At 36.4% G+C, this 25,064-nt stretch carries 40 protein-coding genes; 5 read left to right on the top strand and 35 right to left on the bottom strand.

Annotated features, from left to right (window positions below; translation table 11 throughout):
• Nucleotides 1-131 precede the first annotated feature (131 nt).
• The 5 genes from C1634_RS00270 to C1634_RS00290 all read right to left on the bottom strand — a co-directional run bounded on the left by C1634_RS00270 (nt 132) and on the right by C1634_RS00290 (nt 3,488).
• Nucleotides 132-461: a hypothetical protein gene (locus C1634_RS00270; RefSeq protein ID WP_103231536.1), complete on the bottom strand. Its 330-nt coding sequence runs from the start codon at nt 459-461 to the stop codon at nt 132-134.
• A 110-nt stretch (nt 462-571) separates the two neighbouring features.
• Nucleotides 572-1,360, bottom strand: a complete 789-nt coding sequence (locus C1634_RS00275; RefSeq protein WP_103231537.1) for a sensor histidine kinase — start codon at nt 1,358-1,360, stop codon at nt 572-574.
• An 8-nt stretch (nt 1,361-1,368) separates the two neighbouring features.
• Nucleotides 1,369-2,001, bottom strand: a complete 633-nt coding sequence (locus tag C1634_RS00280; RefSeq protein WP_103231538.1) for a hypothetical protein — start codon at nt 1,999-2,001, stop codon at nt 1,369-1,371.
• 2 nt (nt 2,002-2,003) lie between these two features.
• Nucleotides 2,004-2,849 (bottom strand): hypothetical protein, encoded by an 846-nt coding sequence (locus C1634_RS00285; RefSeq protein WP_103231539.1) that lies wholly within the window; start codon nt 2,847-2,849, stop codon nt 2,004-2,006.
• Nucleotides 2,850-2,855: 6 nt separating this feature from the next.
• On the bottom strand, nt 2,856-3,488 hold the full coding sequence (locus C1634_RS00290; RefSeq protein ID WP_103231540.1) for a response regulator transcription factor: 633 nt from the start codon (nt 3,486-3,488) through the stop codon (nt 2,856-2,858).
• Nucleotides 3,489-3,876: 388 nt separating this feature from the next.
• On the opposite strand from C1634_RS00290, the gene C1634_RS00295 reads away from it, so the two are divergent.
• Entirely contained in the window at nt 3,877-4,311 is a 435-nt protein-coding gene (locus tag C1634_RS00295) for a hypothetical protein (protein ID WP_103231541.1), read from the top strand.
• 46 nt (nt 4,312-4,357) lie between these two features.
• On the opposite strand, the gene C1634_RS00300 is transcribed toward C1634_RS00295, so the two are convergent.
• The 30 genes from C1634_RS00300 to C1634_RS00445 all read right to left on the bottom strand — a co-directional run bounded on the left by C1634_RS00300 (nt 4,358) and on the right by C1634_RS00445 (nt 20,101).
• Entirely contained in the window at nt 4,358-5,182 is an 825-nt protein-coding gene (locus C1634_RS00300) for an N-acetylmuramoyl-L-alanine amidase (protein ID WP_103231542.1), read from the bottom strand.
• Nucleotides 5,183-5,298: 116 nt separating this feature from the next.
• Nucleotides 5,299-5,811 carry a 50S ribosomal protein L17 gene (gene rplQ / locus C1634_RS00305; RefSeq protein WP_103231543.1) on the bottom strand — a complete coding sequence of 171 codons (513 nt, stop codon included), beginning with the start codon at nt 5,809-5,811 and terminating at the stop codon, nt 5,299-5,301.
• Nucleotides 5,812-5,817: 6 nt separating this feature from the next.
• A complete protein-coding gene (locus C1634_RS00310) occupies nt 5,818-6,813 on the bottom strand; it encodes a DNA-directed RNA polymerase subunit alpha (RefSeq protein WP_103231544.1) in 996 nt (331 codons plus the stop codon).
• A 33-nt stretch (nt 6,814-6,846) separates the two neighbouring features.
• On the bottom strand, nt 6,847-7,455 hold the full coding sequence (gene rpsD / locus C1634_RS00315; RefSeq protein ID WP_103231545.1) for a 30S ribosomal protein S4: 609 nt from the start codon (nt 7,453-7,455) through the stop codon (nt 6,847-6,849).
• A 19-nt stretch (nt 7,456-7,474) separates the two neighbouring features.
• Nucleotides 7,475-7,864, bottom strand: coding sequence for a 30S ribosomal protein S11 (gene rpsK, locus C1634_RS00320; protein ID WP_047491454.1), 390 nt, complete (start codon nt 7,862-7,864; stop codon nt 7,475-7,477).
• 12 nt (nt 7,865-7,876) lie between these two features.
• Nucleotides 7,877-8,254 carry a 30S ribosomal protein S13 gene (rpsM, locus tag C1634_RS00325; RefSeq protein ID WP_002983260.1) on the bottom strand — a complete coding sequence of 126 codons (378 nt, stop codon included), beginning with the start codon at nt 8,252-8,254 and terminating at the stop codon, nt 7,877-7,879.
• A gap of 9 nt (nt 8,255-8,263) precedes the next feature.
• Nucleotides 8,264-8,380 carry a 50S ribosomal protein L36 gene (gene rpmJ / locus C1634_RS00330; protein WP_007839480.1) on the bottom strand — a complete coding sequence of 39 codons (117 nt, stop codon included), beginning with the start codon at nt 8,378-8,380 and terminating at the stop codon, nt 8,264-8,266.
• A 62-nt stretch (nt 8,381-8,442) separates the two neighbouring features.
• Nucleotides 8,443-8,658 carry a translation initiation factor IF-1 gene (infA, locus tag C1634_RS00335; RefSeq protein ID WP_034684855.1) on the bottom strand — a complete coding sequence of 72 codons (216 nt, stop codon included), beginning with the start codon at nt 8,656-8,658 and terminating at the stop codon, nt 8,443-8,445.
• A gap of 3 nt (nt 8,659-8,661) precedes the next feature.
• A complete protein-coding gene (gene secY / locus C1634_RS00340; protein ID WP_103231546.1) occupies nt 8,662-10,041 on the bottom strand; it encodes a preprotein translocase subunit SecY in 1,380 nt (459 codons plus the stop codon).
• 9 nt (nt 10,042-10,050) lie between these two features.
• Entirely contained in the window at nt 10,051-10,500 is a 450-nt protein-coding gene (rplO, locus tag C1634_RS00345) for a 50S ribosomal protein L15 (RefSeq protein WP_103231547.1), read from the bottom strand.
• A gap of 21 nt (nt 10,501-10,521) precedes the next feature.
• Nucleotides 10,522-10,698 (bottom strand): 50S ribosomal protein L30, encoded by a 177-nt coding sequence (gene rpmD / locus C1634_RS00350; protein WP_027371710.1) that lies wholly within the window; start codon nt 10,696-10,698, stop codon nt 10,522-10,524.
• A gap of 10 nt (nt 10,699-10,708) precedes the next feature.
• The gene (gene rpsE, locus C1634_RS00355) at nt 10,709-11,230 is read right to left on the bottom strand and encodes a 30S ribosomal protein S5 (protein WP_045491132.1); all 522 of its coding nucleotides are present in this window, start codon (nt 11,228-11,230) and stop codon (nt 10,709-10,711) included.
• A gap of 19 nt (nt 11,231-11,249) precedes the next feature.
• Nucleotides 11,250-11,603, bottom strand: coding sequence for a 50S ribosomal protein L18 (gene rplR, locus C1634_RS00360; protein WP_103231548.1), 354 nt, complete (start codon nt 11,601-11,603; stop codon nt 11,250-11,252).
• Between the two features lie 15 nt (nt 11,604-11,618).
• Nucleotides 11,619-12,164 (bottom strand): 50S ribosomal protein L6, encoded by a 546-nt coding sequence (rplF, locus tag C1634_RS00365; protein WP_103231549.1) that lies wholly within the window; start codon nt 12,162-12,164, stop codon nt 11,619-11,621.
• Nucleotides 12,165-12,181: 17 nt separating this feature from the next.
• Complete coding sequence (gene rpsH, locus C1634_RS00370) at nt 12,182-12,580, bottom strand: 30S ribosomal protein S8 (RefSeq protein ID WP_103231550.1); 399 nt, start codon at nt 12,578-12,580, stop codon at nt 12,182-12,184.
• Between the two features lie 143 nt (nt 12,581-12,723).
• Nucleotides 12,724-12,993: a 30S ribosomal protein S14 gene (rpsN, locus tag C1634_RS00375; RefSeq protein ID WP_076353267.1), complete on the bottom strand. Its 270-nt coding sequence runs from the start codon at nt 12,991-12,993 to the stop codon at nt 12,724-12,726.
• A gap of 3 nt (nt 12,994-12,996) precedes the next feature.
• Nucleotides 12,997-13,548, bottom strand: a complete 552-nt coding sequence (gene rplE, locus C1634_RS00380) for a 50S ribosomal protein L5 (RefSeq protein WP_109737756.1) — start codon at nt 13,546-13,548, stop codon at nt 12,997-12,999.
• An 11-nt stretch (nt 13,549-13,559) separates the two neighbouring features.
• The gene (gene rplX / locus C1634_RS00385) at nt 13,560-13,886 is read right to left on the bottom strand and encodes a 50S ribosomal protein L24 (protein WP_103231552.1); all 327 of its coding nucleotides are present in this window, start codon (nt 13,884-13,886) and stop codon (nt 13,560-13,562) included.
• 21 nt (nt 13,887-13,907) lie between these two features.
• On the bottom strand, nt 13,908-14,276 hold the full coding sequence (gene rplN / locus C1634_RS00390; protein ID WP_002983226.1) for a 50S ribosomal protein L14: 369 nt from the start codon (nt 14,274-14,276) through the stop codon (nt 13,908-13,910).
• A 2-nt stretch (nt 14,277-14,278) separates the two neighbouring features.
• The gene (rpsQ, locus tag C1634_RS00395; RefSeq protein ID WP_027371715.1) at nt 14,279-14,533 is read right to left on the bottom strand and encodes a 30S ribosomal protein S17; all 255 of its coding nucleotides are present in this window, start codon (nt 14,531-14,533) and stop codon (nt 14,279-14,281) included.
• 12 nt (nt 14,534-14,545) lie between these two features.
• Complete coding sequence (gene rpmC / locus C1634_RS00400; protein ID WP_103231553.1) at nt 14,546-14,731, bottom strand: 50S ribosomal protein L29; 186 nt, start codon at nt 14,729-14,731, stop codon at nt 14,546-14,548.
• A gap of 12 nt (nt 14,732-14,743) precedes the next feature.
• Nucleotides 14,744-15,169: a 50S ribosomal protein L16 gene (rplP, locus tag C1634_RS00405; protein ID WP_029297776.1), complete on the bottom strand. Its 426-nt coding sequence runs from the start codon at nt 15,167-15,169 to the stop codon at nt 14,744-14,746.
• Between the two features lie 98 nt (nt 15,170-15,267).
• The gene (gene rpsC, locus C1634_RS00410; protein WP_076353263.1) at nt 15,268-16,017 is read right to left on the bottom strand and encodes a 30S ribosomal protein S3; all 750 of its coding nucleotides are present in this window, start codon (nt 16,015-16,017) and stop codon (nt 15,268-15,270) included.
• 7 nt (nt 16,018-16,024) lie between these two features.
• On the bottom strand, nt 16,025-16,423 hold the full coding sequence (gene rplV / locus C1634_RS00415; protein ID WP_034694674.1) for a 50S ribosomal protein L22: 399 nt from the start codon (nt 16,421-16,423) through the stop codon (nt 16,025-16,027).
• Between the two features lie 2 nt (nt 16,424-16,425).
• Entirely contained in the window at nt 16,426-16,704 is a 279-nt protein-coding gene (gene rpsS / locus C1634_RS00420) for a 30S ribosomal protein S19 (protein ID WP_034702850.1), read from the bottom strand.
• A 2-nt stretch (nt 16,705-16,706) separates the two neighbouring features.
• Nucleotides 16,707-17,528, bottom strand: a complete 822-nt coding sequence (gene rplB / locus C1634_RS00425; RefSeq protein ID WP_103231554.1) for a 50S ribosomal protein L2 — start codon at nt 17,526-17,528, stop codon at nt 16,707-16,709.
• A 22-nt stretch (nt 17,529-17,550) separates the two neighbouring features.
• Nucleotides 17,551-17,841 (bottom strand): 50S ribosomal protein L23, encoded by a 291-nt coding sequence (gene rplW / locus C1634_RS00430; protein WP_047380577.1) that lies wholly within the window; start codon nt 17,839-17,841, stop codon nt 17,551-17,553.
• Between the two features lie 3 nt (nt 17,842-17,844).
• The gene (gene rplD / locus C1634_RS00435) at nt 17,845-18,474 is read right to left on the bottom strand and encodes a 50S ribosomal protein L4 (RefSeq protein WP_045491156.1); all 630 of its coding nucleotides are present in this window, start codon (nt 18,472-18,474) and stop codon (nt 17,845-17,847) included.
• On the bottom strand, nt 18,465-19,088 hold the full coding sequence (gene rplC / locus C1634_RS00440) for a 50S ribosomal protein L3 (RefSeq protein WP_103231555.1): 624 nt from the start codon (nt 19,086-19,088) through the stop codon (nt 18,465-18,467). The genes rplD and rplC overlap by 10 nt, the downstream gene beginning before the upstream one ends.
• 248 nt (nt 19,089-19,336) lie before the next feature.
• A complete protein-coding gene (locus C1634_RS00445; RefSeq protein WP_103231556.1) occupies nt 19,337-20,101 on the bottom strand; it encodes a DeoR/GlpR family DNA-binding transcription regulator in 765 nt (254 codons plus the stop codon).
• A gap of 116 nt (nt 20,102-20,217) precedes the next feature.
• On the opposite strand from C1634_RS00445, the gene C1634_RS00450 reads away from it, so the two are divergent.
• From C1634_RS00450 to C1634_RS00465, 4 genes are read left to right on the top strand one after another with little or no spacing between them, the layout of a single operon-like run.
• Entirely contained in the window at nt 20,218-21,816 is a 1,599-nt protein-coding gene (locus C1634_RS00450) for a glycerol-3-phosphate dehydrogenase/oxidase (RefSeq protein ID WP_103231557.1), read from the top strand.
• Between the two features lie 10 nt (nt 21,817-21,826).
• Nucleotides 21,827-23,323, top strand: coding sequence for a glycerol kinase GlpK (glpK, locus tag C1634_RS00455; protein ID WP_103231558.1), 1,497 nt, complete (start codon nt 21,827-21,829; stop codon nt 23,321-23,323).
• Between the two features lie 24 nt (nt 23,324-23,347).
• The gene (locus C1634_RS00460) at nt 23,348-24,079 is read left to right on the top strand and encodes an MIP/aquaporin family protein (RefSeq protein WP_103231559.1); all 732 of its coding nucleotides are present in this window, start codon (nt 23,348-23,350) and stop codon (nt 24,077-24,079) included.
• 4 nt (nt 24,080-24,083) lie between these two features.
• On the top strand, nt 24,084-24,896 hold the full coding sequence (locus C1634_RS00465) for a hypothetical protein (protein ID WP_103231560.1): 813 nt from the start codon (nt 24,084-24,086) through the stop codon (nt 24,894-24,896).
• The last annotated feature ends 168 nt before the right edge of the window (nt 24,897-25,064 follow it).

Here is a 25,064-nt window from a genome sequence, read left to right on the forward strand (position 1 = left end):
TACTGGAGTTTGAAATTAATTTTAATATTACTTAACTTTTCGTTTTGTTCTGGTACCCCTAAAAAAGGATAATACAGCAATACCGTTTCATTTTTAAAGCTTTTATGGTATGTAGTTTTTTTTTAGTTATGTTATTTTCTGGGAGAAGGAGATAATAGCCCCGCCAGAGCGCCTATTGATCCTGAGGAAATGGTTGCAAAGATTGTCACCAACTGAGCATCAGGAGATTTCCCTTGATTCCAGAAAGAAATAAGAATAAGTCCTGCTATAATGGCAATCACTGCCAACCCAAGCATCAGTACAATAATTCTATAGATCCAATAATCTGTGTCTTTCGGATTTTTTATCTCAACATTTTTAATAGCCTCTACAGGATTTGTTTTGAATTTCTCCTGAAGATCACTGTTGTTTTTTAAAGCAACTTCTAAATCTCCAATACTGTCGTTAATAAGAGTTTTCATGGCTTTTGGTTTTATATATCAAATTTCCATTAAAAAACCATACCTGTCAATTACACAAAAGGGTAATATATAAGAGTGACACTATCAAGCATTGCTGCCATTAAGTTGATCTATAATGTGATTTTGAAGATCAAAGAAGTTCCTGAATTTTGGGATGAGATATTATATTCACCCGATAATTCAGTCATTCTCCTTTTCATATTTCTGAGACCGTTTCCTTTTGGCTGGTCATCTGGAATCCCCAATCCATTATCTTCGATTTTCATATAAAAGTTATCTTTATCCTGAGAAAATGAAAGTTTCAAAGTGCTTGCCTGACTGTGCTTATACACATTATTGACCGCTTCTTTCAAACAGAGAAAAAGATTGCGCCTCATTTCTGTGGAAATAGAAGTTTCAGTAATGATATCTTCACACTCCGAACGTAATACTATTTTTGTTTTTTTTAAAAAATTTCCGGTATACAAGATTGCGTAATCGATAAAGCTACCCAATGTATCATTTCCGGAGTTTAGACTCCAAAGCATTTCTCTCATGGAGATATTCATTTCTTCTGAGGTTTTCAGAAGTTCATCAATGTCGTTTTGAAGATCATCATCTGATGCTTTTTGTTTTATAAATTCTGCCTGAAGTTTTAATGCAGAAATTCCTGCTCCGAGATCATCGTGCATATCGTGGGAAATGCGTTCCCGTTCCTTTTCCAGAATTTTTTGTTTTTCGAGTTCTTTCTGAAGAAGCTGATTTTGATGTTCGGCTTCTTTAAGCTGTTGCTGCTGAATATAAAAAAGCTGCCTTTTATTATACAAAACAACAATGAAAACAATGAAAATAACAAAAGTTATTAACAGAATGACTGCTATAATATAAGCCAATCTTATTGTATCCGGCAATTGTTTCATATTGTGTTTTATTTTCCGCTATTTTCAAATTTCCTTAGGGCAATATAGAATATTCCATACATAATGATGTTAACACAGTACTGTATAACTTTTAAAATTTGTAGAAAACCAGGATCATTCTCTTTAAGAAAAAACATTGGTATTGACCTAAAAAGAAAGAAGATACTCCAAAAAAGTAAGCCACAAGAAACCCAAAAATGGGGATCGTTAAAAATCTTTATTTCGTCAAAGTTTTTCAGCCTGAAATAGAACCAAACCAATGCATTGATGATAAAATAAAAACAAACTAATATTCCTAATGTATTTTCATAGTTTTCACTATAAAATTTCACAAACAGAACAATATAGGCAAGTATGGCAATGAGGACATACAGAAAGAGTGTTTTGAATTTTTGAGGGAAAATTTTTGCATAATATCTGTTGAAAAAGATAATCAGAAAAATACTGTAATAATTGAAGAGATAAGCAAAGTCGAATTCCTGAATATATATTTTATAATGTCCATAAAGCTCCAGACATAGAGACAGAAATAAATATACCGTAAAATAGTTTTGGCTGGAAAGACCTTTCTTCCCAGCTAAAACCATCGACTTTACAGTATCTATAAAGAGTATTGATATGTAGATAATCTGAATGAGCATTTCTATGGATAAAGTGAGCCCATATCGAAAAATACTTCTTTTCCGACAAGGTCATCCGGCAGGTATCTTCCGATTGGGGTAAGTCTTTTTTCATTTCCGTTATAGGCTGCAGCATACGCCACATCATCGAAAGCATAATAAGGATTATCTCTGAAATACTCTCTGATGATGTCAAGCTCTATCACTTCACCAAGAGTAAACTGGACTTCTTTGTAAAGGCGACCATCTATATTTCTTTCATGCAATATCTTATTGATATCTGCCCAGGTATAGTATATTCCTTCTGCCTGCAGCAATGGAGCTCTGTAAGTATTCATGTTAGTATAAAATTGTGATGACAGACAGTTATTATGCAAGATTCGTCTTTCTTCAGGGCTAATGAAGTCCATATCTGCTTCAAACTTATGTCCCAAATTAAAGATAATATAATGTCCCATTGCGTTATCATTATGATCCAATGGTGTTGCAACAAAGTATAAAAATTCGTTTGCACCGGTAGAAACATTTGTACTGCCCGTGTACTTAATATAATCCTGCTGGCTAATGAATATAAACTCAAATTTAATCCCTTTTCCCTGAGGACTGAAGGTGTTGAATAATGTTTCAAAAGTACTTATATCTACCAAATAGCTGTTCAGATACGGATTGACCAGTTTTGATGCAGCTCCAGAATTACTTAAAACACCTTTTTTCGCCTGAAACATAAACATGATTCCGATATCATGATCCATATGTCCTGCTGCAACCAATGGATTAGTTCTTTCTTTTCTTAGCGAAACCAGATCCGCTAGTTTGTTTCCAATAGCCTCTGTCCCAAATTCGGGATTTTTTAACTCTAATGTCTCCATAATTTCTTAGTTTTTAAAATTGTTAAACTTATTGATAGCCTCCACTTTATTGTTTACGTGGAGTTTTCTGTAGATATTGCCAACATGTTTTTTGACGGTATCGATACTGATACATTTCTGATCAGCGATTTCCTTATAGAGAAGCCCTTGCGAAAGAAGTTCCAGAATTTCTTTTTCCCGTTCCGTAAGTTCGTCGAAGCCTTTGATTTCCGGAAGTTTTTTTTCAAAATGTTTAAGAACTTTTCGGGCAATAGAAAAACTCATTGGAGCTCCACCGTGGTATACGTCCCGGATGGAAGAAAGAATCTTGTCCATGCTTTCTCCTTTCACCAAATACCCCATAGCACCGGCTTTTAAAGAATTGAAGATCTTTTCATCATCGTCAAAACTTGTACACATGATGAACTGTGTATTGGGCATTTCTTTTCGTAACTTTTCTATGATTTCGATTCCGAGCATATCTTGCAGCTGGATATCCATCATCACTACATCCGGAGAAAAGTCGGGTAGATTTTTCATAGCATCATTCCCGTCAAAGAACTGAGCGATTACTTTCATGTCCTCCTGGTAATTGATGACTTTCTTCAACGCATTGTTGTAGTTCTTTTCGTCTTCTACTATGGCGATGGAAATGCTCATGACCTTTTTTGTTTGTAACAAATTTCAACAGAAAATAAATGGGAATCAATTACACCTTTGTGTAATATTGACATTTGAATTGATAGTTATGGTTCAGTCTTTTAGTTTTTACTAAATCTAATCAATTTTTCGTTGCAAAAACAATATTAATTTAAATTAATACCAACATAACAAAAGAAATAGTGTGTAGAAATCAAATAAAGCTTTAGAAACGATACTCAACCCTCAATAATTATTTTATAGAAACAGACTCTCTACTATTATTTTATTTTCTTGATTAAAAAAAGAGAATTATACATGAATATCAATGGAAAATTCTCATATTGTCAGGCATGATTTTTGTAAAATTAAAATATAAAAATCATAGTAAATATCAAATAATATAATCATGAAAAAAGGTCTTTTAGCACTAGGTGCTGTACTTGCCATAACTGTGGTCAGCTGTAAAAAAAGCGAAAGCGGAAACAAAAGCGTTATCAAAACAGACAGTTCAACAACTGTAGTTACGGACAACAATGGAAAAATAGATTCTGTAACACAAAGTTCTTCTACTGTGGATATCAATGGACAGAAAACTGAGAAAACAGATTTTGTTTATAAAGCTACAGATGGGACATTGGTAAAAGTTGTTTTCAAAAATGATCCGAAGGAAAGTACAGTAGCCATTACCAGCAATAAGAAAACATTTACATTACCTAAATCAGAAACCAAAGGTGATGAAACGATTTACAAGAAAGATGATATGACCGCAAGGGTAAAAGGAGACAGCCTTCACCTTGAACAAGGTAATAATATTATTGAACTGAAAAGAACAAAAATTTAAAATAGAAATGTCCCTCAATAAGAGGGACATTTTATTTATATAAGTTTTAAACTTTCTTCACCAAATCACTGTTGATCCAACCATATATAGGTTCACCATCTTTTCCTGCTTCCATCAAAACATATACATAGAACCATCCCAGTTTACTTTTAATAAACTCGACCTGGGTATTTTTCTTAAGTTTAACCACTGTTTCAAATGCTGTTCCTGCACCAGTTCTTACATTAGCATATTCAGCACTTACCTCAAACATATCTGCAGTATCATCCTCTCTTCCCAATAGCTTCGCTCTGAAACTTTCCATAGGAAATGCCGGACCCGGATCATTCTTTCTGAAAGGAGCAATATCATCATGCCCCAGAATATCTTTAATATTGTAGGTTTCCATCAACAGCTTACAAACCTGGAAACAGGTTTCCAATTGTTTTTCTGTAAAGCTATGCCAATAAGAAGTAGAATTTTCATGTTTATGCTTCGCTGCCACTACCACATCTTTCGAATATTCTTTTTCAAACCATGCATAAAACCGTTCATTTACTTTCGTAAGTCTTCCCGGATTTTCGAGCTCAATACCAATAGAAAAATCATTGAACCCTGAACGATCGGCCCATCGGCTTCTCCCTGCATGCCAGGCTTTCTTATTAAATTCCACCATTTGGGTAATTCTGCCATCTCTATCGATAATAATATGAGCTGAAGCTTTTGCTGTAGGATCTTGAAACCAGTTTATCGAATTTTCAGCGCCGCGTCCTGCTGTGAAATGAATGATAATGTATTCCGGAATAATAATTCCCTCTTTATTGGGAGATTCTGTAAAGGTAATGCTCTCCCCGGAAATTGTTTTTCCTAACTTATCTTTTACGATGATCATGATCAATGATTTTTTTAAACCCTCAAAGTTATTCTAAATATATTAATTAAACATTAATGAAATAAAAAAAAACCATCCGTATTACGAATGGTTTTCATTATATATCTGAATGAATATTATTCTTCAGTTTTTTCTTCAGCAGAATCAGCTTTAGCTTCTTCTACTTTCTCTTCTACTACAGGTGCATCAGCAACTACTGCTGTTTTAGCCGTTGTAGATCTTCTGCTTCTTCTCGTAGCTTTTTTCTCTTCAGCATTAGGGTTGTAAAGCTCGTTGAAATCTACCAATTCGATAAGAGCCATATCAGCAGCATCACCTGGTCTGAAACCTGTCTTAATGATTCTTGTATAACCACCGTTTCTTTCAGCGATTTTAGGAGCTACAGTTCTGAATAATTCAGCAACCGCAAATTTATTTTGAAGATAAGAGAATACTACTCTTCTGTTGTGTGTAGTATCTTCTTTTGCTTTTGTTAATAGAGGCTCAACATATACTCTTAAAGCTTTCGCTTTAGCTACAGTAGTGTTGATTCTTTTATGCTCAATTAGAGAACAAGCCATATTAGAAAGTAAAGCGCTTCTGTGAGAAGCTGTTCTTCCTAAGTGATTGAATTTTTTACCGTGTCTCATTATTAATTATTTATCAGCGTCTAACTTATATTTTGCAACGTCGAAACCGAAGTTAAGACCTTTTGAATGCACTAATTCTTCTAGTTCTGTCAAAGATTTTTTACCAAAATTTCTGAATTTCATCAAATCAGACTTACTGTAAGAAACCAATTCTCCAAGAGTTTCTACTTCAGCTGCTTTAAGACAGTTAAGGGCTCTTACTGAAAGATCCATATCTGCTAATTTAGACTTAAGTAGTTGTCTTGTATGAAGAGTTTCCTCATCATATTGGATAGATGCTTTTACAGCTTCAGTTTCAAGCGTGATTCTCTCATCAGAGAACAACATGAAGTGATAAATTAATATCTTAGAAGCTTCTGTTAAAGCATTCTGAGGGCTAATAGACCCGTCAGTTTCTATATCTAATACAAGTTTTTCGTAGTCTGTTTTTTGCTCTACACGATAATTTTCAATGCTATATTGTACTTTCTTGATCGGCGTAAAAATAGAGTCGATAGCAATAGTTCCTACAGGAGCATTGTTTGACTTATTTTGTTCAGAAGGCACATACCCTCTACCTTTTTCAATATTGAAAGTAATTTCGAAAGTTACATCACTGTTTAGGTTACAAATCACTAAATCTGGGTTTAGAACCTCAAATCCATTGATAGATTTCCCTAAATCACCAGCAGTAATAACCGTCTGACCTGAAACTTTAGCAACAACCTGCTCGTTAGCCTGGCCTTCTGCTGAAGCTTTTAATCTTACCTGCTTAAGGTTAAGAATAATTTCGGTAACGTCTTCGATTACTCCTGGAATAGTTGAAAATTCGTGCTCTACACCTTCTATTTTGATAGATGAAATAGCGTATCCTTCCAGAGAAGAAAGCAACACTCTTCTCAAAGCATTACCGATTGTAAGCCCGAAACCTGGTTCTAAAGGTCTAAATTCGAATTGACCTTTAAATTCATCAGAGTTAAGTAAAATTACTTTATCGGGTTTTATGAATTGTAAAATTGCCATATTATTGGGTTGAGCAAAAATTTGATTAAAAAATTATTTAGAGTAAAGTTCGACGATAAGGTTTTCCTTAATGTCCTCCGGAATCTGGATTCTTTCAGGAGCAGAAATGAAAGTACCTTCTTTCTTCTCATCGTTGAATTGTAACCACTCATAGTTTGACTTAGAAGCCAATGAATTGGTAACAACTTCAAGAGACTTAGACTTTTCTCTTACAGTGATTACATCACCAGCTTTTACCAAGTAAGAAGGGATATTAAGAATTTCTCCGTTCACAGTAATGTGTCTGTGAGAAACCAATTGTCTAGCTCCAGATCTAGTTTTTGCAAACCCTAATCTGTATACTACGTTATCCAATCTTGATTCACAAAGCTGTAAAAGTACTTCACCTGTTACACCTTTGCTTCTGTGTGCTTTTTCAAATAAATTAGCAAACTGTCTTTCTAAAATACCGTAAGTATATTTAGCTTTTTGTTTTTCAGCTAACTGAACTGCATATTCTGATTTTTTAGCACCTCTTCTTTTGTTAGGACCGTGTTGTCCTGGCGGTTGGTTCTTTCTTTTTTCGAAGTTCTTATCATCTCCGTAGATTGCAGCACCAAACTTTCTAGCAATCTTAGTTTTAGGTCCAATATATCTTGCCATAATGGGTAAATTCTAAAAATTAAACTCTTCTTCTTTTTGGTGGTCTACATCCATTGTGTGGCATTGGAGTCACATCAACGATTTCACTCACTTCAATTCCTGAATTGTGAATCGTTCTGATTGCAGATTCTCTACCTGCACCAGGACCTTTAACGTATACCTTTACTCTTCTTAATCCAGCTTCGTGAGCAACATTAGAGCAATTTTCAGCTGCCATTTGAGCAGCAAATGGAGTATTCTTTTTAGAACCTCTGAAACCCATTTTACCGGCAGATGCCCAAGAGATAACTTCTCCGCTTTTATTTGTTAAAGAAATGATGATGTTATTGAAAGAAGCTTGAATATGTGCTTCACCAATAGCTTCAACTTTTACTTTTCTTTTTTTAACTACTTTACTTTGTTTTGCCATAATTCCTAACGATTATTTACTTGCCTTTTTCTTGTTAGCAACTGTTTTTCTCTTTCCTTTACGGGTTCTAGAGTTGTTTTTCGTTCTCTGGCCTCTTAAAGGTAATCCTAGTCTGTGACGTATTCCTCGTTGGCATCCTATGTCCATCAATCTCTTGATGTTCAATTGCACTTCAGATCTCAATTCTCCTTCTACTTTAACGTTTTCGGAGATATATGTTCTGATTGCAGCCAATTCATCGTCATTCCATTCGTTGACTTTCTTGTCTTCGCTGATACCGGCAGCTTTAAGGATTTCAGAAGAAGTACTTCTTCCTACTCCATAGATGTAAGTTAAACCGATAACACCTCTTTTGTTTTTTGGTAAATCAATACCTGCAATTCTCGCCATAATTTAATGTTAACCTTGTCTTTGTTTAAATTTTGGGTTCTTCTTGTTGATTACGAATAGCACACCTTTTCTGCGTACAATTTTGCAATCAGCGCTTCTTTTTTTAATTGATGCTCTTACTTTCATTTTGATAGTATTTATTTTTTACAAATGCCAAATGGAATGTGTATTCCATTTGGCTAAATGTTTTAGTATCTAAATGTGATCCTCCCTTTTGTTAAATCGTAGGGAGACATTTCTAGTTTTACCTTATCACCAGGTAAAAGTTTAATATAGTGCATTCGCATTTTGCCGGAAATATGAGCAATAAGAATATGCCCATTTTCAAGTTCTACACGGAACTGGGCGTTCGAAAGTGCTTCCGTTATAACGCCGTCTTGTTCAATATGTTTTTGTTTTGCCATAAATTAATATCCAGTCGTTCTAGACAGTTTAGACTGCATTAAGCCATCATAATGATGGTTCAGCAGATATGTATTAATCTGTTGAACTGTATCTAAAATTACACCCACCATAATCAACAATGATGTTCCCCCGAAAAATAGGGCAAACGCATCTGTCTGAACAAAGCTTCCATGCACAATTGCCGGAAGGATTGCAAAGATAGATAAAAAAATTGCACCTGGCAAGGTAATTTTTGATAAAATATCATCTAAGTAATCAGCTGTCTCTTTACCGGGTCTTACTTTCGGTACTAAACCTCCATTTCTCTTTAAGTCATCAGCCATCTGGTTTACCGGAATTGTAATTGCAGTATAGAAAAACGAGAAGATAATAATTAATAGCGCAAACAATACATTGTACTGCCAGCTAAAAACATTCTTGAAACCTGCAAGAAAAGTGTTGGACTCATCGAATTTTGTTAATAATCCTGGTACGAACATCAATGCCTGAGCAAAGATAATCGGCATTACACCAGCAGCATTTACTTTCAATGGGATCCATTGTCTTGCGCCCTGCATAAGATTCTTGTTTACACCTCCTCTTGCTTGAGCTCTGCTTACATACTGAATAGGGATTTTTCTGACAGCAACTGATAAGATCACCGCTAAAAGAACTACCACCATCCAGAATAATACTTCAATAAGGATCATGATAGATCCCATTCCTCCTTTTCCGTTCTGCACGGCCATCTCCTGTAAGAATGCTTCAGGTAGTCTTGAAAGAATACCTACCATAATAAGGATGGAAATACCATTTCCGATTCCTTTGTCGGTAATCTTTTCACCTAACCACATTGCGAACACTGAACCAGCAACCAGAATAACAATACTTGGTAACCAGAACATGATAGAATTTGGCTCTACAAAATATGCAGATTGGAACTGAGCATACGGTAAGAATAATTGAGTAATAGAAGTTAGGTAAGAAGGTGCCTGTACCAGACAAACTCCAATCGTTAACCATCTTGTAATTTGGTTCAATGTATTTCTACCTGACTCTCCATCTTTCTGAAGCTTCTGAAGATAAGGAATAGCCATCCCCATCAACTGAACAATAATAGAAGCAGAAATATAAGGCATGATTCCCAACGCCATTACGGAAGCGTGGCTAAAAGCTCCCCCCGTAAACGACGAAAGCAAGCCAAGGAGACCTGCTCCTTGCTTGTTACCGCCTTGATTTTTATAATGCTCTAAGAGATCTCCCACCTCTGCAAGATTAATTGCGGGAAGTGAGATATAAGATGCGAATCTATACACAAGGATAATACCTAACGTAAAGAGAATTTTATCTCTTAATTCCTTTAGGCTCCATATATTTTTAAGTGTTTGTATAAATTCTTTCATTAGTAAGTATTATAAGGTAATTGCTTTTCCTCCTGCCTTAGCAATAAGCTCTTCAGCAGACTTAGTGAATTTGTCAGCAGAGATTGAAACCGCAGATTTCAATTCTCCTCTACCCATAATTTTCACTAATTCGTTTTTAGAAACTATTCCATTTGCTACTAAAACTTCTTTCGTGATTTCTCCAGTAATAGATTTGTTCTCGATTAAAGTTTGAATAGTATCAAGGTTAATTCCTCTAAACTCTTTTCTGTTTACGTTTTTGAATCCGAATTTAGGTAATCTTCTTTGTAAAGGCATCTGTCCACCTTCGAAACCGATTTTCTGAGAATAACCAGCTCTAGCTTTTTGACCTTTGTGTCCTTTTGTTGAAGTACCTCCTTTTCCACTACCTTGACCTCTACCAATTCTTTTTGAGTTGAAAGTAGATCCAGCAGCAGGTTGTATGTTATTTAAATTCATTTTAATTTCTCTTTTATAAAATTATTTTTGAACTTCAAGTAAGTGTCCTACTGCAGCGATCATTCCTAAGATGGAAGGAGTAGCTTCATGTTCTACAACTTGGTGAAGTTTTTTTAATCCTAATGCTTCAAGCGTTCTCTTTTGGGTTTTTGTTCTACCAATAGCGCTTCTTACTTGTTTTACTTTAATTGTTGCCATTGTTTTTATATTAACCGTTAAACACTTTACTTAGAGAAACTCCTCTCATTCTAGCGATCTCTTCAGGTCTTCTGATGTCTAATAACGCTTTGAAAGTAGCTTTCACTACGTTGTGAGGGTTAGAAGATCCTTTAGATTTTGAAAGGATATCGTGAATACCAGCTGATTCTAATACTGCTCTTACCGCACCACCGGCGATAAGTCCTGTACCGTGAGAAGCAGGTCTTAAGAAGATATCTGCACCACCGTATCTAGCAGTAGTTTGGTGAGGAATAGTGTGGTTCATTACAGGAACTTTCACAAGGTTTTTCTTAGCGTCTTCAACTGCTTTAGCAATTGCAGAAGCAACCTCTTTAGATTTTCCTAAACCGAAACCAATAATACCTTCTTCGTTTCCTACTACAACAATAGCAGAAAATCCGAAAGCTCTACCCCCTTTTGTTACTTTTGTTACTCTGTTAACAGCTACGAGACGATCTTTTAATTCTAATCCTCCCGGTTTTACTCTTTCTATATTATCTAGTCCTAACATATTTTCCGAAATTTAATGATTAGAATTTAAGTCCACCTTCTCTCGCACCGTCAGCTAGAGCTTTCACTCTACCGTGATATACGAAACCGTTTCTGTCAAATACAATACTTCCGATTCCTGCAGCGATAGCTTTAGCAGCGATAGCTTTACCAACAGCAGCAGAAATTTCAGTCTTAGTACCTTTAGCGTCTACACCTTTCTCTCTAGAAGAAGCTGATGCTAAAGTTTTACCATTTTTATCGTCGATTAACTGAGCGTAAATTTCCTTATTACTTTTGTATACAGATAATCTTGGCAATTCAGAAGATCCAGAGATTTTCCCTCTTACTCTTCTTTTGATTCTTATTCTTTTTTCTAATTTACTTAATGCCATAATACTTATAATTTATTAAGCAGATTTACCAGCTTTACGTCTAACAATTTCTCCTACGAATCTTACACCTTTTCCTTTGTATGGCTCAGGCTTTCTGAAAGAACGGATCTTTGCAGTAACCATTCCTAGAAGTTGCTTGTCATGAGACGCTAAAGTAATAATTGGGTTTTTACCTTTTTCAGTCAATGTATCAACTTTCACTTCACCTGGAAGCTCTAATACGATACCGTGAGAGAATCCTAAAGCCAACTCAAGTTTTTGACCTGTGTGAGAAGCTCTATATCCTACCCCTACTAGTTCTAGTTTCTTTTCGAAACCTTCAGTTACACCAACGATCATGTTGGCGATTAACGCTCTGTATAAACCGTGAAGCGCTTTGTGTTGCTTAGAATCAGATGGTCTGTTTACATTAAGCTCACCATCTTTTTGTTCTAAAGTAATTCCTGCTGTAAGCTCTTGAGAAAGTTCTCCTTTTGCTCCTTTTACAGTTACTACACCGTTATTTTCAGTGATTGTAACTCCAGCTGGAATTGTTATAATTGCTTTACCAATTCTTGACATTTTCCTCTGATTAAAAATTAATAAACATAGCAGATTACTTCACCGCCTACTTTCTCTTCTCTAGCTTTCTTGTCAGTCATTACTCCTTTAGAAGTAGAGATGATAGAAATACCCAAACCGTTTAGTACTCTTGGAAGTTCCGTAGAACCTTTGTACTGTCTCAAACCTGGTCTAGAAGCTCTTTGAATAGACTTAATAGCAGGTTTGCTAGTTTGCTTATCGTACTTTAAAGCGATTTTGATCACTCCTTGAACAGCGTTATCTTCAAACTTGAAGTTTAAGATATACCCTTGATCAAATAGGATCTTAGTAATCTCCTTTTTGATTTTCGATGCAGGAATTTCCACCACTTTGTGGCCTGCGCTTTGTGCGTTCCTTACTCTTGTTAGGAAATCTGAAATTGGATCTGTTACCATTTTTCTTTTATAAATTATTGGTTAAAGACAATCAGTATTGAAAAGACTTGAAGATAAAAATATCAGACTTCAGAAAACCTCGGTCTGATATTTATTCTTTAGTATCTAAACAACTTAATTGTCTCGATTTTAATTAGTAATTATTACCAACTAGCTTTTCTTACCCCTGGGATAAGACCGTTGTTTGCCATTTCTCTGAAAGTTACTCTGGAAAGTCCGAACGTTCTCATATATCCTCTTGGTCTACCTGTTAGTTTACATCTGTTGTGTAATCTTACAGGAGAAGCATTTTTAGGTAATTTCTGAAGTCCTTCATAATCACCAGCTTCTTTTAAAGCTTTTCTTTTGTCAGCGTATTTAGCAACTAGTGCTTCTCTTTTGCGCTCACGCGCTTTCATTGATTCTTTAGCCATTTCTTAGTTCTTTTTAAATGGTAAACCGAAGTGAGTTAGTAATGCTTTAGCTTCTTTATCTGTCTTCGCAGTAGTAACAAAAGTGATGTCCATCCCTTGGATTTTTTTCACTTTGTCGATTACGATTTCAGGGAAGATAATTTGCTCAGTAATACCTAAGTTGTAGTTACCTCTACCATCGAAACCATCAGCTTTGATACCAGAGAAATCTCTGATACGTGGCAAAGCAGAAGAAGTAAGTCTGTCTAAGAACTCATACATTCTGTGAGCTCTCAATGTTACTTTCGCACCTACAGGCATTCCTTTTCTCAATTTGAATGCAGCTTCGTCTTTCTTAGAGATCGTACCTACTGCTTTCTGACCTGTGATGTTTGAAAGTTCTTCTACAGCATAATCGATAATTTTCTTATCTGCAGTAGCGTCTCCTAAACCTTGTGATACAACGATTTTCTCTAATCTAGGTACTTGCATGATTGACTTGTACCCGAATTCTTCCATCATCGCTGGAACAATTGTTTCTCTGTATATTTTTTTGGGTCTTGCTATAAATTCCATGTTAATTCAAATTATAAAGTTTCACCCGTTTTTTTGTTGATTCTTACTTTCTTATCTCCTTCGATTTTGTAACCGATTTTGATAGCTTTTCCATCTTTACCAACTAAAGCTACGTTTGAGATATGAATAGAAGCTTCCTTTTCAGTAATTCCTCCTTGAGGATTTGAAGCTGAAGGCTTAACGTGTTTTTTAACGATGTTAAGTCCTGCAATAATTACTCTTGGGTCTCTTCCTTCTTTCTTGATCACTTCAATAACTTCACCAGTCTTACCTTTGATATCTTTCTTACCAGTAGTAATGATTACGTTATCTCCTCTTTTTATTTTTAACTTTGACATTTCTTTTAAAAATTTTAAAAATTAAAGTACTTCAGGAGCTAATGAAATGATTTTCATATATTCTTTATCTCTCAACTCACGAGCAACTGGTCCGAAAACACGAGTTCCTCTCATTTCTCCCGCTGCGTTTAGTAATACACAAGCATTGTCGTCGAATTTGATGTATGAACCATCTTTTCTTCTTACTGCTTTTTTAGTTCTTACTACTACAGCTTTAGATACCTGACCTTTTTTAGCGTTTCCTGATGGTGTAGAATCCTTGATAGTAACAACGATTTTATCACCAACTGAAGCATATCTTCTTCTGGTTCCTCCCAGAACTCTGATAACTAGTACTTCTTTTGCACCTGTGTTATCAGCAACTTTTAATCTTGATTCTGTTTGTAACATTATTACTTAGCTTTTTCAATGATTCTTACTAATCTCCATCTCTTGCTCTTGCTCAAAGGTCTAGTTTCTTGGATCAAAACTGTATCACCTTCTGTGCATTCGTTGTTCTCGTCGTGTGCAGTATATTTTTTCGTTTTCAAAACGAATTTACCGTACATCGGGTGCTTTACTCTTGTAGTTTCACTAACAACAATAGTTTTTTCCATTTTATTGCTGGAAACCACTCCGATTCTTTCTTTTCTTAAATTTCTATCCATTGTAAAATGAAATTATTGTTTGTTAGTTAACTCAGTGTTTAGTCTTGCGATTGCTTTTCTCAAATCTCTGATTTGAATCGGGTTTTCAATTGGGCTGATTGCATGAGCCAACTTCAATTTAGAATATTGAGCTTTTGCTTCAGTTAATTGAGCTTGAATATCACCCGCGCTTAAATTTTTAATATCAGCATTTTTCATTGTATTCAAAGATTATAGAGGTTTAACAAAATCGTTAGCAACGATGAATTTAGTAACTACTGGTAATTTTTGTGCAGCAAGTCTTAAAGCTTCCTTAGCGATATCGTAAGGTACACCTCCGATTTCGAACATAATTTTACCAGGTTTTACTACAGCTACCCAATATTCAACAGCACCCTTACCTTTACCCATACGTACTTCCGCTGGTTTCTTAGTAATTGGCTTATCTGGGAAGATTTTGATCCATAGTTGACCTTCTCTCTTCATATATCTTGTCGCAGCAATACGAGCTGCTTCAATCTGTCTTGCAGTGATCCAAGCTCCTTCCGTCGCTTTGATCCCAAATGTTCCGTAAGCAAGTTGACTACCTCTTTGGGCATTCCCCTTCATCTTCATCTTGTGAACTCTACGGAATTTGGTTCTTTTTGGTTGTAACATAATTTCTAAATTTTAGATTTTAGATTTTAGATTTTAGATTTTTTTTAATTTTAAAAAAGTAACGGTAATTTAAAATTCAAAATTTCTAATCTAAAATTTTAATTATTATTGTTATTGTTGTTGTTTTTTCTAGGTCTTCTGTTGTCTCTGTCTCCTCCTCTGTTTCCTCTATCTGACTGACCTCCTTTTTTCTGTTGTCCCACTAGTGGAGAAAGTTCTCTTTTACCGTAAACTTCTCCTTTCATGATCCATACTTTTACCCCTAATCTACCGTAAGTAGTGTGAGCTTCCGCCCAGTGGTAATCGATATCTGCTCTGAAAGTAGACAATGGAATTCTTCCGTCTTTGAAAGATTCTGATCTTGCCATTTCAGCTCCGTTCAATCTACCAGAGATTTGAACTTTGATACCTTCAGCACCCATTCTCATAGTACTTGCCATTGCCATTTTAACAGCTCTTCTGTAAGAAATTCTGTTTTCAATTTGCTTAGAAATACTATCAGCAACTAGTACAGCGTCTAATTCAGGTCTTTTGATTTCGAAAATGTTGATTTGAATATCCTTACCTGTAAGTTTCTTCAATTCTTCTTTCAATTTATCAACTTCCTGACCTCCTTTACCGATGATAAGTCCCGGTCTAGCAGTAGTAATTGTAACTGTAACTAATTTAAGTGTTCTTTCGATATAAATTTTTGAAATACCACCTTTAGATAATCTAGCCTCAAGGTATCTTCTGATTTTGTAGTCTTCAGCGATTCTGTCTCCATAATCGTTTCCACCAAACCAGTTAGAATCCCATCCTCTGATGATACCTAATCTATTACCAATTGGATTTGTCTTCTGTCCCATACCTTGATTAATTTTCTTTTTTACCTAAGATTAATGTAATGTGGTTTGATCTTTTTCTGATTCTATACCCTCTACCTTGTGGAGCTGGTCTTAGTCTCTTCAATTGTCTTGCACTGTCTACAAAAATTTCTTTAACGATAAGATTTGCTTCTTCAATATCAGCACCTTCGTTTTTAGTTTGCCAGTTAGCCATTGCAGAAAGCAATACTTTTTCTAACTTGTTAGATGCGTCTTTTTTAGAATATTTTAGAATGTATAAAGCTTTGTCTACCTGCTCTCCTCTAATGATATCAGCTACTAATCTCATTTTTCTTGGAGAAGATGGGCAATCATTGTGTATTGCTTTTACTACATCTTGGTTTGTCAATTTACGTGCTAATGCACTTTCTCTTTTTCTTGATCCCATGATTATCTGCTTCCTTTGTTTTTGTTACCACCATGACCTCTGAAAGATCTTGTTGGAGAAAATTCGCCTAGCTTGTGACCAACCATGTTTTCTGTAACATAAACAGGGATAAAAGATTTCCCGTTGTGTACTGCAATAGTTTGTCCTACGAAGTCCGGAGAGATCATTGATGCTCTAGACCAAGTTTTGATAACTGTCTTCTTACCAGACTCTATATTTGTCTGAACCTTCTTATCTAAAGTATGATGAATGAATGGTCCTTTTTTAAGTGATCTTGCCATAATTATTTACGTTTAGATATGATATGACGGTTAGACGCTTTATTTTTCTTTCTGGTTTTGTAACCTTTAGCAGGCATACCGTTTCTAGATCTTGGGTGACCTCCTGAAGAACGACCTTCACCACCTCCCATTGGGTGATCAACTGGGTTCATTACAACAGCTCTTGTTCTTGGTCTTCTACCTAACCATCTGCTTCTACCAGCCTTACCTGATACAGTTAACTGGTGGTCAGAGTTAGAAACTGATCCAATCATTGCATAACATTCAGTAAGGATCATTCTAGATTCTCCTGAAGGCAATTTGATGATTGCATATTTCCCGTCTCTTGAAGTTAATTGAGCTGAAGAACCAGCACTTCTTGCTAAAATTGCACCTTGACCAGGCTTCATTTCAACACAAGAAATAACAGTACCCAAAGGAATGTTTTTCAACTTCATTGCGTTCCCTACATTTGGTTCTACGCTTTCACCAGAAATTACTTTCTGATCAACTTTGATACCGTTTGGAGCGATGATATATCTCTTCTCTCCGTCAGCATACTCTAATAAAGCGATAAATGCAGTTCTGTTTGGATCATATTCTACAGATTTTACAGTGGCTTCAACGTTTGCTTTGTTTCTTTTGAAGTCAATAATTCTGTATTTCTTTTTGTGTCCACCTCCGGTGTAACGCATGGTCATTTTACCAGTTTGGTTACGTCCACCTGACTTACTAATACCAACTGTTAGAGATTTCTCTGGTTTGTTGGTAGTAATTTCTTCAAAATTGTTTACAATTCTGAATCTCTGTCCCGGGGTGATAGGTTTTAATTTTCTAACAGACATTACTATTATTTATAATTAATAATTAATTTACAGCAAAAATATCGATAACCTCACCTTCAGCAAGTTTGATTACCGCTTTTTTCAATTTGTTTGTCTTTCCTACTTGAAGACCTTTTTTAGTGTACTTTGAAGAAACCTTCGGAGCATAAATCATTGTGTTAACGTCTGCTACTTTTACACCGTAAGCTGCTTCAACAGCTTTTTTAATCTGGATTTTATTCGCCTTAGGTTCAACTAAGAAAGAATAAGAACCTCTTAAATCTGTAAGGTAATTAGCCTTTTCTGAAATAACTGGTTTAATAATAATAGACATGACTTATTTCTTTAAATTTTCCTGGAATTTTTCAACTGCACCTTCGAAGAAAATAATCTCACCTGCATTTACTAAGTCGTAAGAACTGATCTCGTTGAAGTTCATTACTTTAGTTTTAGGTAAGTTTCTTGAAGACAAATACACATTCTTGTTAGCTTCAGGAAGAACGAATAAAGATTTTTTACCGTTAAGTTCCAATGCATTCAATACATTGATAAAATCTTTAGTCTTAGGAGCACCAAAGCTCAAATCTTCTAAAACTTTAATGCTGTTGTCTCTCATTTTCTGAGATAAAACAGATTTCTTAGCTAATCTCTTAAGAGCTTTGTTCAATTTGAATCTGTAGTCTCTTGGCTTAGGTCCGAATACTCTACCTCCACCTCTGAAAGTTGGAGATTTAATATCACCATATCTAGCAGATCCTGATCCTTTTTGCTTCTTAAGCTTTTTAGTAGAAGCAGTAATTTCGCTTCTTTCTTTTGCTTTATGAGTCCCTTGTCTTTGTGCAGCAAGGTACTGTTTAACTTCTAAGTAAACCGCGTGCTGATTTGGCTCAATTCCGAATACTGTTTCGTCTAGAGTTACTTTTCTTCCGGTCTCTTTTCCTGATGTATTTAATACTACTAGTTCCATTTTCTGATAATTACATAAGAATTTTTAGCTCCCGGAACAGCACCTTTTACTACTAAAAGATTTTGTTCTTGATCAACTTTTAACACTTGAAGGTTTTGAACAGTTACCTGCTCACCTCCCATTCTTCCAGCCATTCTCATCCCTTTGAATACTCTTGAAGGGTCTGAACCAGCACCGATAGAACCTGGAGCTCTAAGTCTGTTGTGCTGTCCATGAGTTGCCTGCATTACACCTCCAAATCCGTGTCTTTTAACAACACCCTGGAAGCCTTTACCTTTTGAAGTTCCTGTTACGTCAACATATTCACCTTCAGTGAACAAATCAACTTTTACTTCTTCTCCTACTTTCACATCAGCGAATCCGTTGTGGAATTCTACCAATTTAGCTTTAGGAGCAGAACCAGCCTTTTTAAAATGGCCAGCTAACGCTTTACCAACGTTCTTCTCACTCTTGTCATCGAAACCCAATTGAACAGCTGTATAGCCGTCCTTTTCCAAGGTTCTGACCTGTAAAATCGAGCATGGACCTGCTTGAATAACGGTACAAGGCATGTTTTTGCCGTTCTCGTCAAACAGAGATGTCATCCCGATTTTTTTTCCAATAATACCTGACATTGTTTATATTATAATAAAATTTATCCTTTATTCATTACCATTTTTCCGAGTCTGAAGTAATTTCTACTTTTGATATAGGCATACTACGCCCGTAAAATGAGTGTGCAAATGTATGAATAATTTTATAACTGACAAATATTTCAAGTAAAATATTTTGATTTTTAATCAATTAGATGATTTTGAAAAAATTCAGAACAAATTTCCCAAAGATTTATTTTGATTTTAAAAAAGAAATTAAGATGACGGTGTTATTTAGCAATAACATTTACCCCTACTTCCTCCAGTTCAGCCCTCTCTTCAATAGAGATACCATGATCTGTGATCAGATAATCCACCTGATCCAAAGCTGCTATTTTACCAAACCCTTTCTTATTCAATTTTGAAGAATCTGCAAGAATTACCGTTTGATCTGCACACTCCATCATGATCTGATTCAGATGAGCTTCTGCGGCATTAGAAGTACTGATTCCGAATTCAGGATCAATTCCATCTACCCCCAAGAAAAGTTTATTACAGGAAAACTGCTTAAGAATTCCTTCGGAAATAGAACCTACTATAGAAGTAGAACTCTTGCGCACTTCACCTCCTAACTGAATGATATTAATATTAGGATTATTACAAAGTTCAATTGCCACTCTTAAAGAAGAGGTCAGAACCGTAAGCGGTCCAAAATTCACCAGCATTCTGGCAAGATAATGCATCGTTGTTCCGGAAGCCAATATGATACAATCGTTTTCCTGGATCAAGGACAAAGCTGCTTTTGCAATAGCCTGCTTCGCTTCCACATTGATATTTTCCTTTTCTCCTACATTTTTCTCATAAGCATATCTCACCTGCTTACTCGCTCCTCCATGATTTCTGAAAAGAAGCCCCAAACTTTCGAGATAGTTCAGATCCTTTCGGATCGTAACCGAAGAAACACTAAGCTTTTCGCACAGATCCTGAACAAGCACATGTCCTTTCTCATCAAGCTCTTTTAGTATTTCATCCTGCCTTGGTAGTAGCTTTTCCATTTTATTCGTTTCATCAAAAATACCGATTTTTTTTCACATCTAAAAATTTCATTTATTTTCTTTTTGCTTTCATTTTTAATTTATATATTTGAAAACGAAACATAAACGAAACATTTATGAAACGAAACGAAGAACTAAGTAAGTTAACCGATGTAAAAGAATGGGACTTTATTGTCATAGGAGGAGGAGCCAGTGGTTTAGGTTCAGCATTAGATGCAGTAAGCAGAGGATTCAAAACTTTATTGCTTGAATCTCATGACTTCGCAAAAGCAACATCCAGCAGAAGTACCAAATTGGTACATGGTGGAGTTAGATATCTTGCCCAGGGAGATATCGGATTGGTAAAAGAAGCATTAAAAGAAAGAGGTCTCTTGGCAAAAAATGCAGCGCATATCGTAAAAAATCAGTCTTTTATTATCCCAAACTACACCTGGTGGGGCGGAATCTATTATAAGATTGGGCTATCCGTTTACGATTTCCTTGCCGGAAAACTAAGTCTTGGGAAAACAAGATACATCAGCAAATCAAAAACCATTGAAAAGCTTCCCACTATTGAACAAAATCACTTAATGAGTGGTGTTGTTTACCAGGACGGACAATTTGATGATGCCAGGCTTGCTGTAAACCTTACCCAAACCATTATTGAAAAAGGGGGAACTGCTGTTAATTATGTAAAAGTAATCAACCTTTTGAAAGATGCTTCTGATAAAGTAATAGGTGTCGTTGCGGAAGATCAGTTTTCAAAGCAGCGATATGAGATTCACAGTAAAGTGGTCATCAATGCAACAGGTGTATTTACGAATGACATTCTTAATATGAACAATCCTAAGCATGGTAAGCTTGTTGTGCCAAGCCAGGGAATTCACCTGGTACTGGATAAATCATTCCTGAAAAGTGATGATGCGATTATGATCCCGAAAACTTCAGACGGAAGAGTTTTATTTGTTGTCCCTTGGCATGACAGAGCTCTGGTAGGAACTACAGATACCCTTCTGAAAGATGAAAGTTTTGAACCCCGTGCTCTAGAAGAGGAAATTAATTTTGTCTTAAATACAGCCAGACAATATTTAGCTAAAAAACCGACCCGCGAAGATGTAAAATCAGTGTACGCAGGACTTCGCCCTCTTGCCGCTCCTAAAGACGGAAGCAAAAGCACAAAAGAGGTTTCCCGAAGCCACAAAGTCATTACTTCAGATACAGGATTAGTTTCTATTATCGGAGGAAAATGGACCACATACCGTAAAATGGCAGAAGATACAGTAGATGAAGCCATGAAAGTTCACCGATTGGGAAATTCTCCATCTAAAACAGAACACCTTTCCATCCATGGAAATGTGAAACCTGAACAAGTAGACAGAACCAATCACCTTTACGTCTACGGATCTGATATACCTGCTATAAAAGCTCTTCAGGAAAGTAATCCTCGCTATGCACAGAAAATCCATCCCGACCATGATTTCACCGTAGCAGAAATAGTATGGGCAGTAAGAAATGAAATGGCAGAAACTATTGAGGATATTCTCGCAAGAAGAGTACGTCTCCTATTTTTAGATGCAAGAGCAGCGATAGACTGCGCTCACAATATTGCAAGAATCATTGCTGAAGAAAAAGGTTTTACCGAAGAATGGGCACAGCAACAGGAAAATGAATTCATTGAGTTGGCAAAAGGATATCTATTAACTCCTTATTCGCCAAAAGTTATCAACCTATATTAACATCCTACCTATGAATGAGAAATTGATTCTCGCTTTGGATCAGGGAACAACATCTTCCAGAGCGATTTTATTTAACCACAGTGGAGAAATAAAATATGTATCACAAAAAGATTTCGAACAGATCTTTCCTACCCCGGGCTGGGTAGAGCATGATCCCAACGAAATCTGGTCATCACAAATCTCCGTAGCAGCAGAAATTATAGCGAAAGCAGGAATCTCCGGACTGGAAGTTGCTGCCATCGGTATTACAAATCAACGTGAAACCACGATAGTTTGGGACAAAGAAACTGGTGAACCCATCTACAATGCTATTGTATGGCAGGACCGCAGAACATCAAAATATTGTGATGAACTGAAAGACCAGGGACACGCTGAGATTATTAAAGAAAAAACAGGACTTGTTCTGGATGCTTATTTTTCAGCGACCAAACTAAAATGGATTCTTGATAATATAGAAGGAGCCAGACAAAAGGCTGAAGAAGGAAAATTATGTTTCGGAACCGTTGATACCTGGCTTGTCTGGAAGCTGACCCGTGGGAAAATGTTTATCACAGACGTTTCCAATGCCAGCAGAACAATGCTTCTGAACATCCATACTTTAGAATGGGACAATGATCTTTTAGAATTATTCAACATTCCTAAAGCGATTCTTCCTGAGGTTAAGCAAAGCAGCGAAATCTATGGAGAAACGGCGACGACTCTATTCTCTACTAAAATTCCAATTGCTGGTATTGCCGGTGATCAGCAGGCTGCCTTATTTGGTCAGATGTGTACCACTCCGGGAATGGTAAAAAACACTTACGGAACAGGATGCTTCCTATTAATGAACACAGGTACAGAAGCCGTTTCTTCTAAAAACAATCTTCTTACAACCGTAGCCTGGAAAATCAATGGAGAGGTGAACTACGCACTGGAAGGAAGTGTATTTGTAGGAGGTGCAGCCATTCAATGGCTAAGAGATGGGCTTAAAATCATTCATTCTTCAGATCAGGTGAACGAATTGGCTGCTTCCGTACCCGATAATGGCGGAGTATATTTCGTTCCGGCACTTACGGGTCTTGGCGCTCCTTACTGGGATCAATATGCCCGCGGAACGATTGTAGGAATTACCCGTGGTACTACCGATGCCCATATCGCAAGAGCTACACTGGAAGGAATCGCATTCCAGGTGTATGAGATTGTAAAAGCTATGGAAGCAGATTCAGGAAGAGAGAGTCTTGAGCTAAGAGTAGACGGAGGTGCATCAGCAAGCAATCTTTTGATGCAGATACAGTCTGATTTATTCGGGGTTAAAATAACACGTCCAAAAACGCTGGAAACTACAGCGCTAGGTGCCGCTTATCTTGCAGGTCTTGCAGTAGGATACTGGAAAAATATAGACGAGATCCAGGAACAATGGATAGTAGACAAGGACTTTTACCCTCAACTGGACAGAGAGCAAGTGGATAAAATGACCCACTTCTGGAAGAAAGCTGTAAAAAGTGCTCAAAGCTGGATAGAAGATTAATTCACTCATTTAAAAAAAACTTATATGACCCCATTTATTGCAGAAGTTATCGGAACGATGCTTCTTATATTGTTAGGCAACGGTGTTGTAGCCAATGTTGTCTTAAAAGATACGAAAGGAAATAATTCCGGATGGATTGTTATTACTACCGCATGGGCACTAGCCGTTTTTGTGGGAGTAACCGTTGCAGGGCCAATAAGTGGGGCCCATTTGAACCCAGCTGTGACCATTGGTCTTGCAGCTGCAGGAAAATTCTCATGGGACTTGGTTCCATCTTATATCGCCGCACAAATGATCGGAGGAATGCTGGGTGCATTTCTGGTATGGCTATTTAATAAAGATCATTTTGCCATTACCGAAGATGAAGGAGCAAAGCTAGCCTGCTTCAGTACGAGTCCTGCCATCAGAAAAACATCTTCTAATCTTATCAGTGAGATTATCGGAACATTTGTACTGGTATTTGTTATTTTCCATTTTTCTGATCCTAGTATTTCATTACAAGCTGACCCAACAGCAAAAGTAGGATTAGGTACTGTAGGAGCTATTCCCGTTACGTTTCTGGTATGGGTAATAGGTTTGTCTCTGGGAGGAACAACAGGATATGCCATCAATCCGGCAAGAGACCTTGCTCCAAGAATCATGCACGCAATCCTTCCTGTAAAAGGGAGCAGTGATTGGGGATATGCCTGGATTCCTGTAGTAGGTCCAATTATCGGAGCTGTTATTGCTGCATTATTATATGGATTTTTAAAATAAACACATGATGAGAAAAATCTTAAAAGGAATCTTCCTTCTGGCGATAGGCACAGGAAGGTTATTTTCACAGGAAAATGGTGAAGCCAAGGAAACCAAAGAAGGAAGACTTGATTTTACAGCCAATATTCAGAACAATCATTTATGGAGAGGGCTTATCATCACTGATAAACCTGTGGTCATGGGAAATCTTTCCTATGCTTTGGATGCGGAGAAAAAATGGAAAGTAGGAATTTGGGGCGCTTCTGCATTAGCAGATGATAAGGACAATACCCATTACAAAGAGATCAATTATTATGTTCAATATTCTGACGGACGTTTTTATATTGGATTATGGGACCTTTATAACTCCAGGAATATTAATACCGCAGTGGCGGCTGATGATATCTTCAGCTATTCACAGAGAAGAACAGCTCATATTATTGATCTAAGAACCAACTATACTTTCGGACCTTCATTTCCCATTAATATTGAGGCAGATATTATGCTTTACGGAGGCGCCAATGCGGGAGAAGTTATTCTGGAAGCAGACGGAAGTTATAAGAAAAACAGATATTCTACCTATGTACAGGCAAGCTATCCCGTCATAAAAGACCAGAAAGTAAATCTGGATGCTTTTGTAGGAGCCGGATTTGCTCTTAATGATAAGACTTTTCTATATGGCAATGGCAAAAATAGCTTTGACATCGTAAATGTGGGCGTAAAAGCAGGAAAAGTAGTAAAGATAACGGATCATTACAGCCTTCCTCTATCTATGATGGCCATGTGGAATCCGTCTAATAAGTATGCAAGAATTCAGCTTGCAGCAACTGTTTTTTAATTAAGCTTTACCTAAATTATATACCACCACTTCTTCTTAGGAGTGGTTTTGTTTTTGCAATAAACCACTCCGTTCGTTACATTATAGATTTGCCCACTCAAAGAGAGAATGGCAATATGTATTCTGTTGATATTCTAAAGTCACAATCAATGATCTGCAATAACCGGG

Origin of the sequence: Chryseobacterium viscerum (genome assembly GCF_002899945.2) — a bacterium.
In the GTDB taxonomy this organism is placed as follows: domain Bacteria; phylum Bacteroidota; class Bacteroidia; order Flavobacteriales; family Weeksellaceae; genus Chryseobacterium; species Chryseobacterium viscerum.

Excerpts from the sequence above, each read along its gene's own strand:
- C1634_RS00285 (WP_103231539.1), bottom strand. The coding sequence starts at position 2,849 with ATGGAGACATTAGAGTTAAAAAATCCCGAATTTGGGACAGAGGCTATT.
- rpsQ (WP_027371715.1), bottom strand. The coding sequence starts at position 14,533 with ATGGATAGAAATTTAAGAAAAGAAAGAATCGGAGTGGTTTCCAGCAAT.
- C1634_RS00295 (WP_103231541.1), top strand. The coding sequence starts at position 3,877 with ATGAAAAAAGGTCTTTTAGCACTAGGTGCTGTACTTGCCATAACTGTG.
- C1634_RS00445 (WP_103231556.1), bottom strand. The coding sequence starts at position 20,101 with ATGGAAAAGCTACTACCAAGGCAGGATGAAATACTAAAAGAGCTTGAT.
- rplR (WP_103231548.1), bottom strand. The coding sequence starts at position 11,603 with ATGGCATTAAGTAAATTAGAAAAAAGAATAAGAATCAAAAGAAGAGTA.
- C1634_RS00460 (WP_103231559.1), top strand. The coding sequence starts at position 23,348 with ATGACCCCATTTATTGCAGAAGTTATCGGAACGATGCTTCTTATATTG.
- rplE (WP_109737756.1), bottom strand. The coding sequence starts at position 13,548 with ATGGAATTTATAGCAAGACCCAAAAAAATATACAGAGAAACAATTGTT.
- glpK (WP_103231558.1), top strand. The coding sequence starts at position 21,827 with ATGAATGAGAAATTGATTCTCGCTTTGGATCAGGGAACAACATCTTCC.
- rpsC (WP_076353263.1), bottom strand. The coding sequence starts at position 16,017 with ATGGGACAGAAGACAAATCCAATTGGTAATAGATTAGGTATCATCAGA.
- rpmC (WP_103231553.1), bottom strand. The coding sequence starts at position 14,731 with ATGAAAAATGCTGATATTAAAAATTTAAGCGCGGGTGATATTCAAGCT.
- rpsM (WP_002983260.1), bottom strand. The coding sequence starts at position 8,254 with ATGGCGAGAATTGCAGGTATTGATTTACCAAAAAACAAAAGAGGTGTT.
- C1634_RS00465 (WP_103231560.1), top strand. The coding sequence starts at position 24,084 with ATGATGAGAAAAATCTTAAAAGGAATCTTCCTTCTGGCGATAGGCACA.
- rpmJ (WP_007839480.1), bottom strand. The coding sequence starts at position 8,380 with ATGAAAGTAAGAGCATCAATTAAAAAAAGAAGCGCTGATTGCAAAATT.
- C1634_RS00290 (WP_103231540.1), bottom strand. The coding sequence starts at position 3,488 with ATGAGCATTTCCATCGCCATAGTAGAAGACGAAAAGAACTACAACAAT.
- secY (WP_103231546.1), bottom strand. The coding sequence starts at position 10,041 with ATGAAAGAATTTATACAAACACTTAAAAATATATGGAGCCTAAAGGAA.
- C1634_RS00270 (WP_103231536.1), bottom strand. The coding sequence starts at position 461 with ATGAAAACTCTTATTAACGACAGTATTGGAGATTTAGAAGTTGCTTTA.
- C1634_RS00450 (WP_103231557.1), top strand. The coding sequence starts at position 20,218 with ATGAAACGAAACGAAGAACTAAGTAAGTTAACCGATGTAAAAGAATGG.
- rplC (WP_103231555.1), bottom strand. The coding sequence starts at position 19,088 with ATGTCAGGTATTATTGGAAAAAAAATCGGGATGACATCTCTGTTTGAC.
- rpsN (WP_076353267.1), bottom strand. The coding sequence starts at position 12,993 with ATGGCTAAAGAATCAATGAAAGCGCGTGAGCGCAAAAGAGAAGCACTA.
- rplQ (WP_103231543.1), bottom strand. The coding sequence starts at position 5,811 with ATGAGACACGGTAAAAAATTCAATCACTTAGGAAGAACAGCTTCTCAC.
- C1634_RS00310 (WP_103231544.1), bottom strand. The coding sequence starts at position 6,813 with ATGGCAATTTTACAATTCATAAAACCCGATAAAGTAATTTTACTTAAC.
- rpmD (WP_027371710.1), bottom strand. The coding sequence starts at position 10,698 with ATGGCAACAATTAAAGTAAAACAAGTAAGAAGCGCTATTGGTAGAACA.
- rpsD (WP_103231545.1), bottom strand. The coding sequence starts at position 7,455 with ATGGCAAGATATATTGGACCTAAAACTAAGATTGCTAGAAAGTTTGGT.
- rpsS (WP_034702850.1), bottom strand. The coding sequence starts at position 16,704 with ATGGCAAGATCACTTAAAAAAGGACCATTCATTCATCATACTTTAGAT.
- rplX (WP_103231552.1), bottom strand. The coding sequence starts at position 13,886 with ATGTCAAAGTTAAAAATAAAAAGAGGAGATAACGTAATCATTACTACT.
- rplV (WP_034694674.1), bottom strand. The coding sequence starts at position 16,423 with ATGGGATCAAGAAAAAGAGAAAGTGCATTAGCACGTAAATTGACAAAC.
- rplO (WP_103231547.1), bottom strand. The coding sequence starts at position 10,500 with ATGAATTTAAATAACATACAACCTGCTGCTGGATCTACTTTCAACTCA.
- rplW (WP_047380577.1), bottom strand. The coding sequence starts at position 17,841 with ATGTCTATTATTATTAAACCAGTTATTTCAGAAAAGGCTAATTACCTT.
- rplF (WP_103231549.1), bottom strand. The coding sequence starts at position 12,164 with ATGTCAAGAATTGGTAAAGCAATTATAACAATTCCAGCTGGAGTTACA.
- rpsK (WP_047491454.1), bottom strand. The coding sequence starts at position 7,864 with ATGGCAAAACAAAGTAAAGTAGTTAAAAAAAGAAAAGTAAAAGTTGAA.
- rplB (WP_103231554.1), bottom strand. The coding sequence starts at position 17,528 with ATGTCTGTTAGAAAATTAAAACCTATCACCCCGGGACAGAGATTCAGA.
- C1634_RS00300 (WP_103231542.1), bottom strand. The coding sequence starts at position 5,182 with ATGATCATCGTAAAAGATAAGTTAGGAAAAACAATTTCCGGGGAGAGC.
- rpsH (WP_103231550.1), bottom strand. The coding sequence starts at position 12,580 with ATGGTAACAGATCCAATTTCAGATTTCCTAACAAGAGTAAGGAACGCA.
- C1634_RS00280 (WP_103231538.1), bottom strand. The coding sequence starts at position 2,001 with ATGCTCATTCAGATTATCTACATATCAATACTCTTTATAGATACTGTA.
- rplD (WP_045491156.1), bottom strand. The coding sequence starts at position 18,474 with ATGGAACTAGTAGTATTAAATACATCAGGAAAAGAGACCGGAAGAAAA.
- rpsE (WP_045491132.1), bottom strand. The coding sequence starts at position 11,230 with ATGTTAGGACTAGATAATATAGAAAGAGTAAAACCGGGAGGATTAGAA.
- rplN (WP_002983226.1), bottom strand. The coding sequence starts at position 14,276 with ATGTTACAAACAGAATCAAGATTAAAAGTTGCTGATAACACAGGTGCA.
- rplP (WP_029297776.1), bottom strand. The coding sequence starts at position 15,169 with ATGTTACAACCAAAAAGAACCAAATTCCGTAGAGTTCACAAGATGAAG.
- infA (WP_034684855.1), bottom strand. The coding sequence starts at position 8,658 with ATGGCAAAACAAAAACATATTGAACAAGACGGCGTTATAACGGAAGCA.
- C1634_RS00275 (WP_103231537.1), bottom strand. The coding sequence starts at position 1,360 with ATGAAACAATTGCCGGATACAATAAGATTGGCTTATATTATAGCAGTC.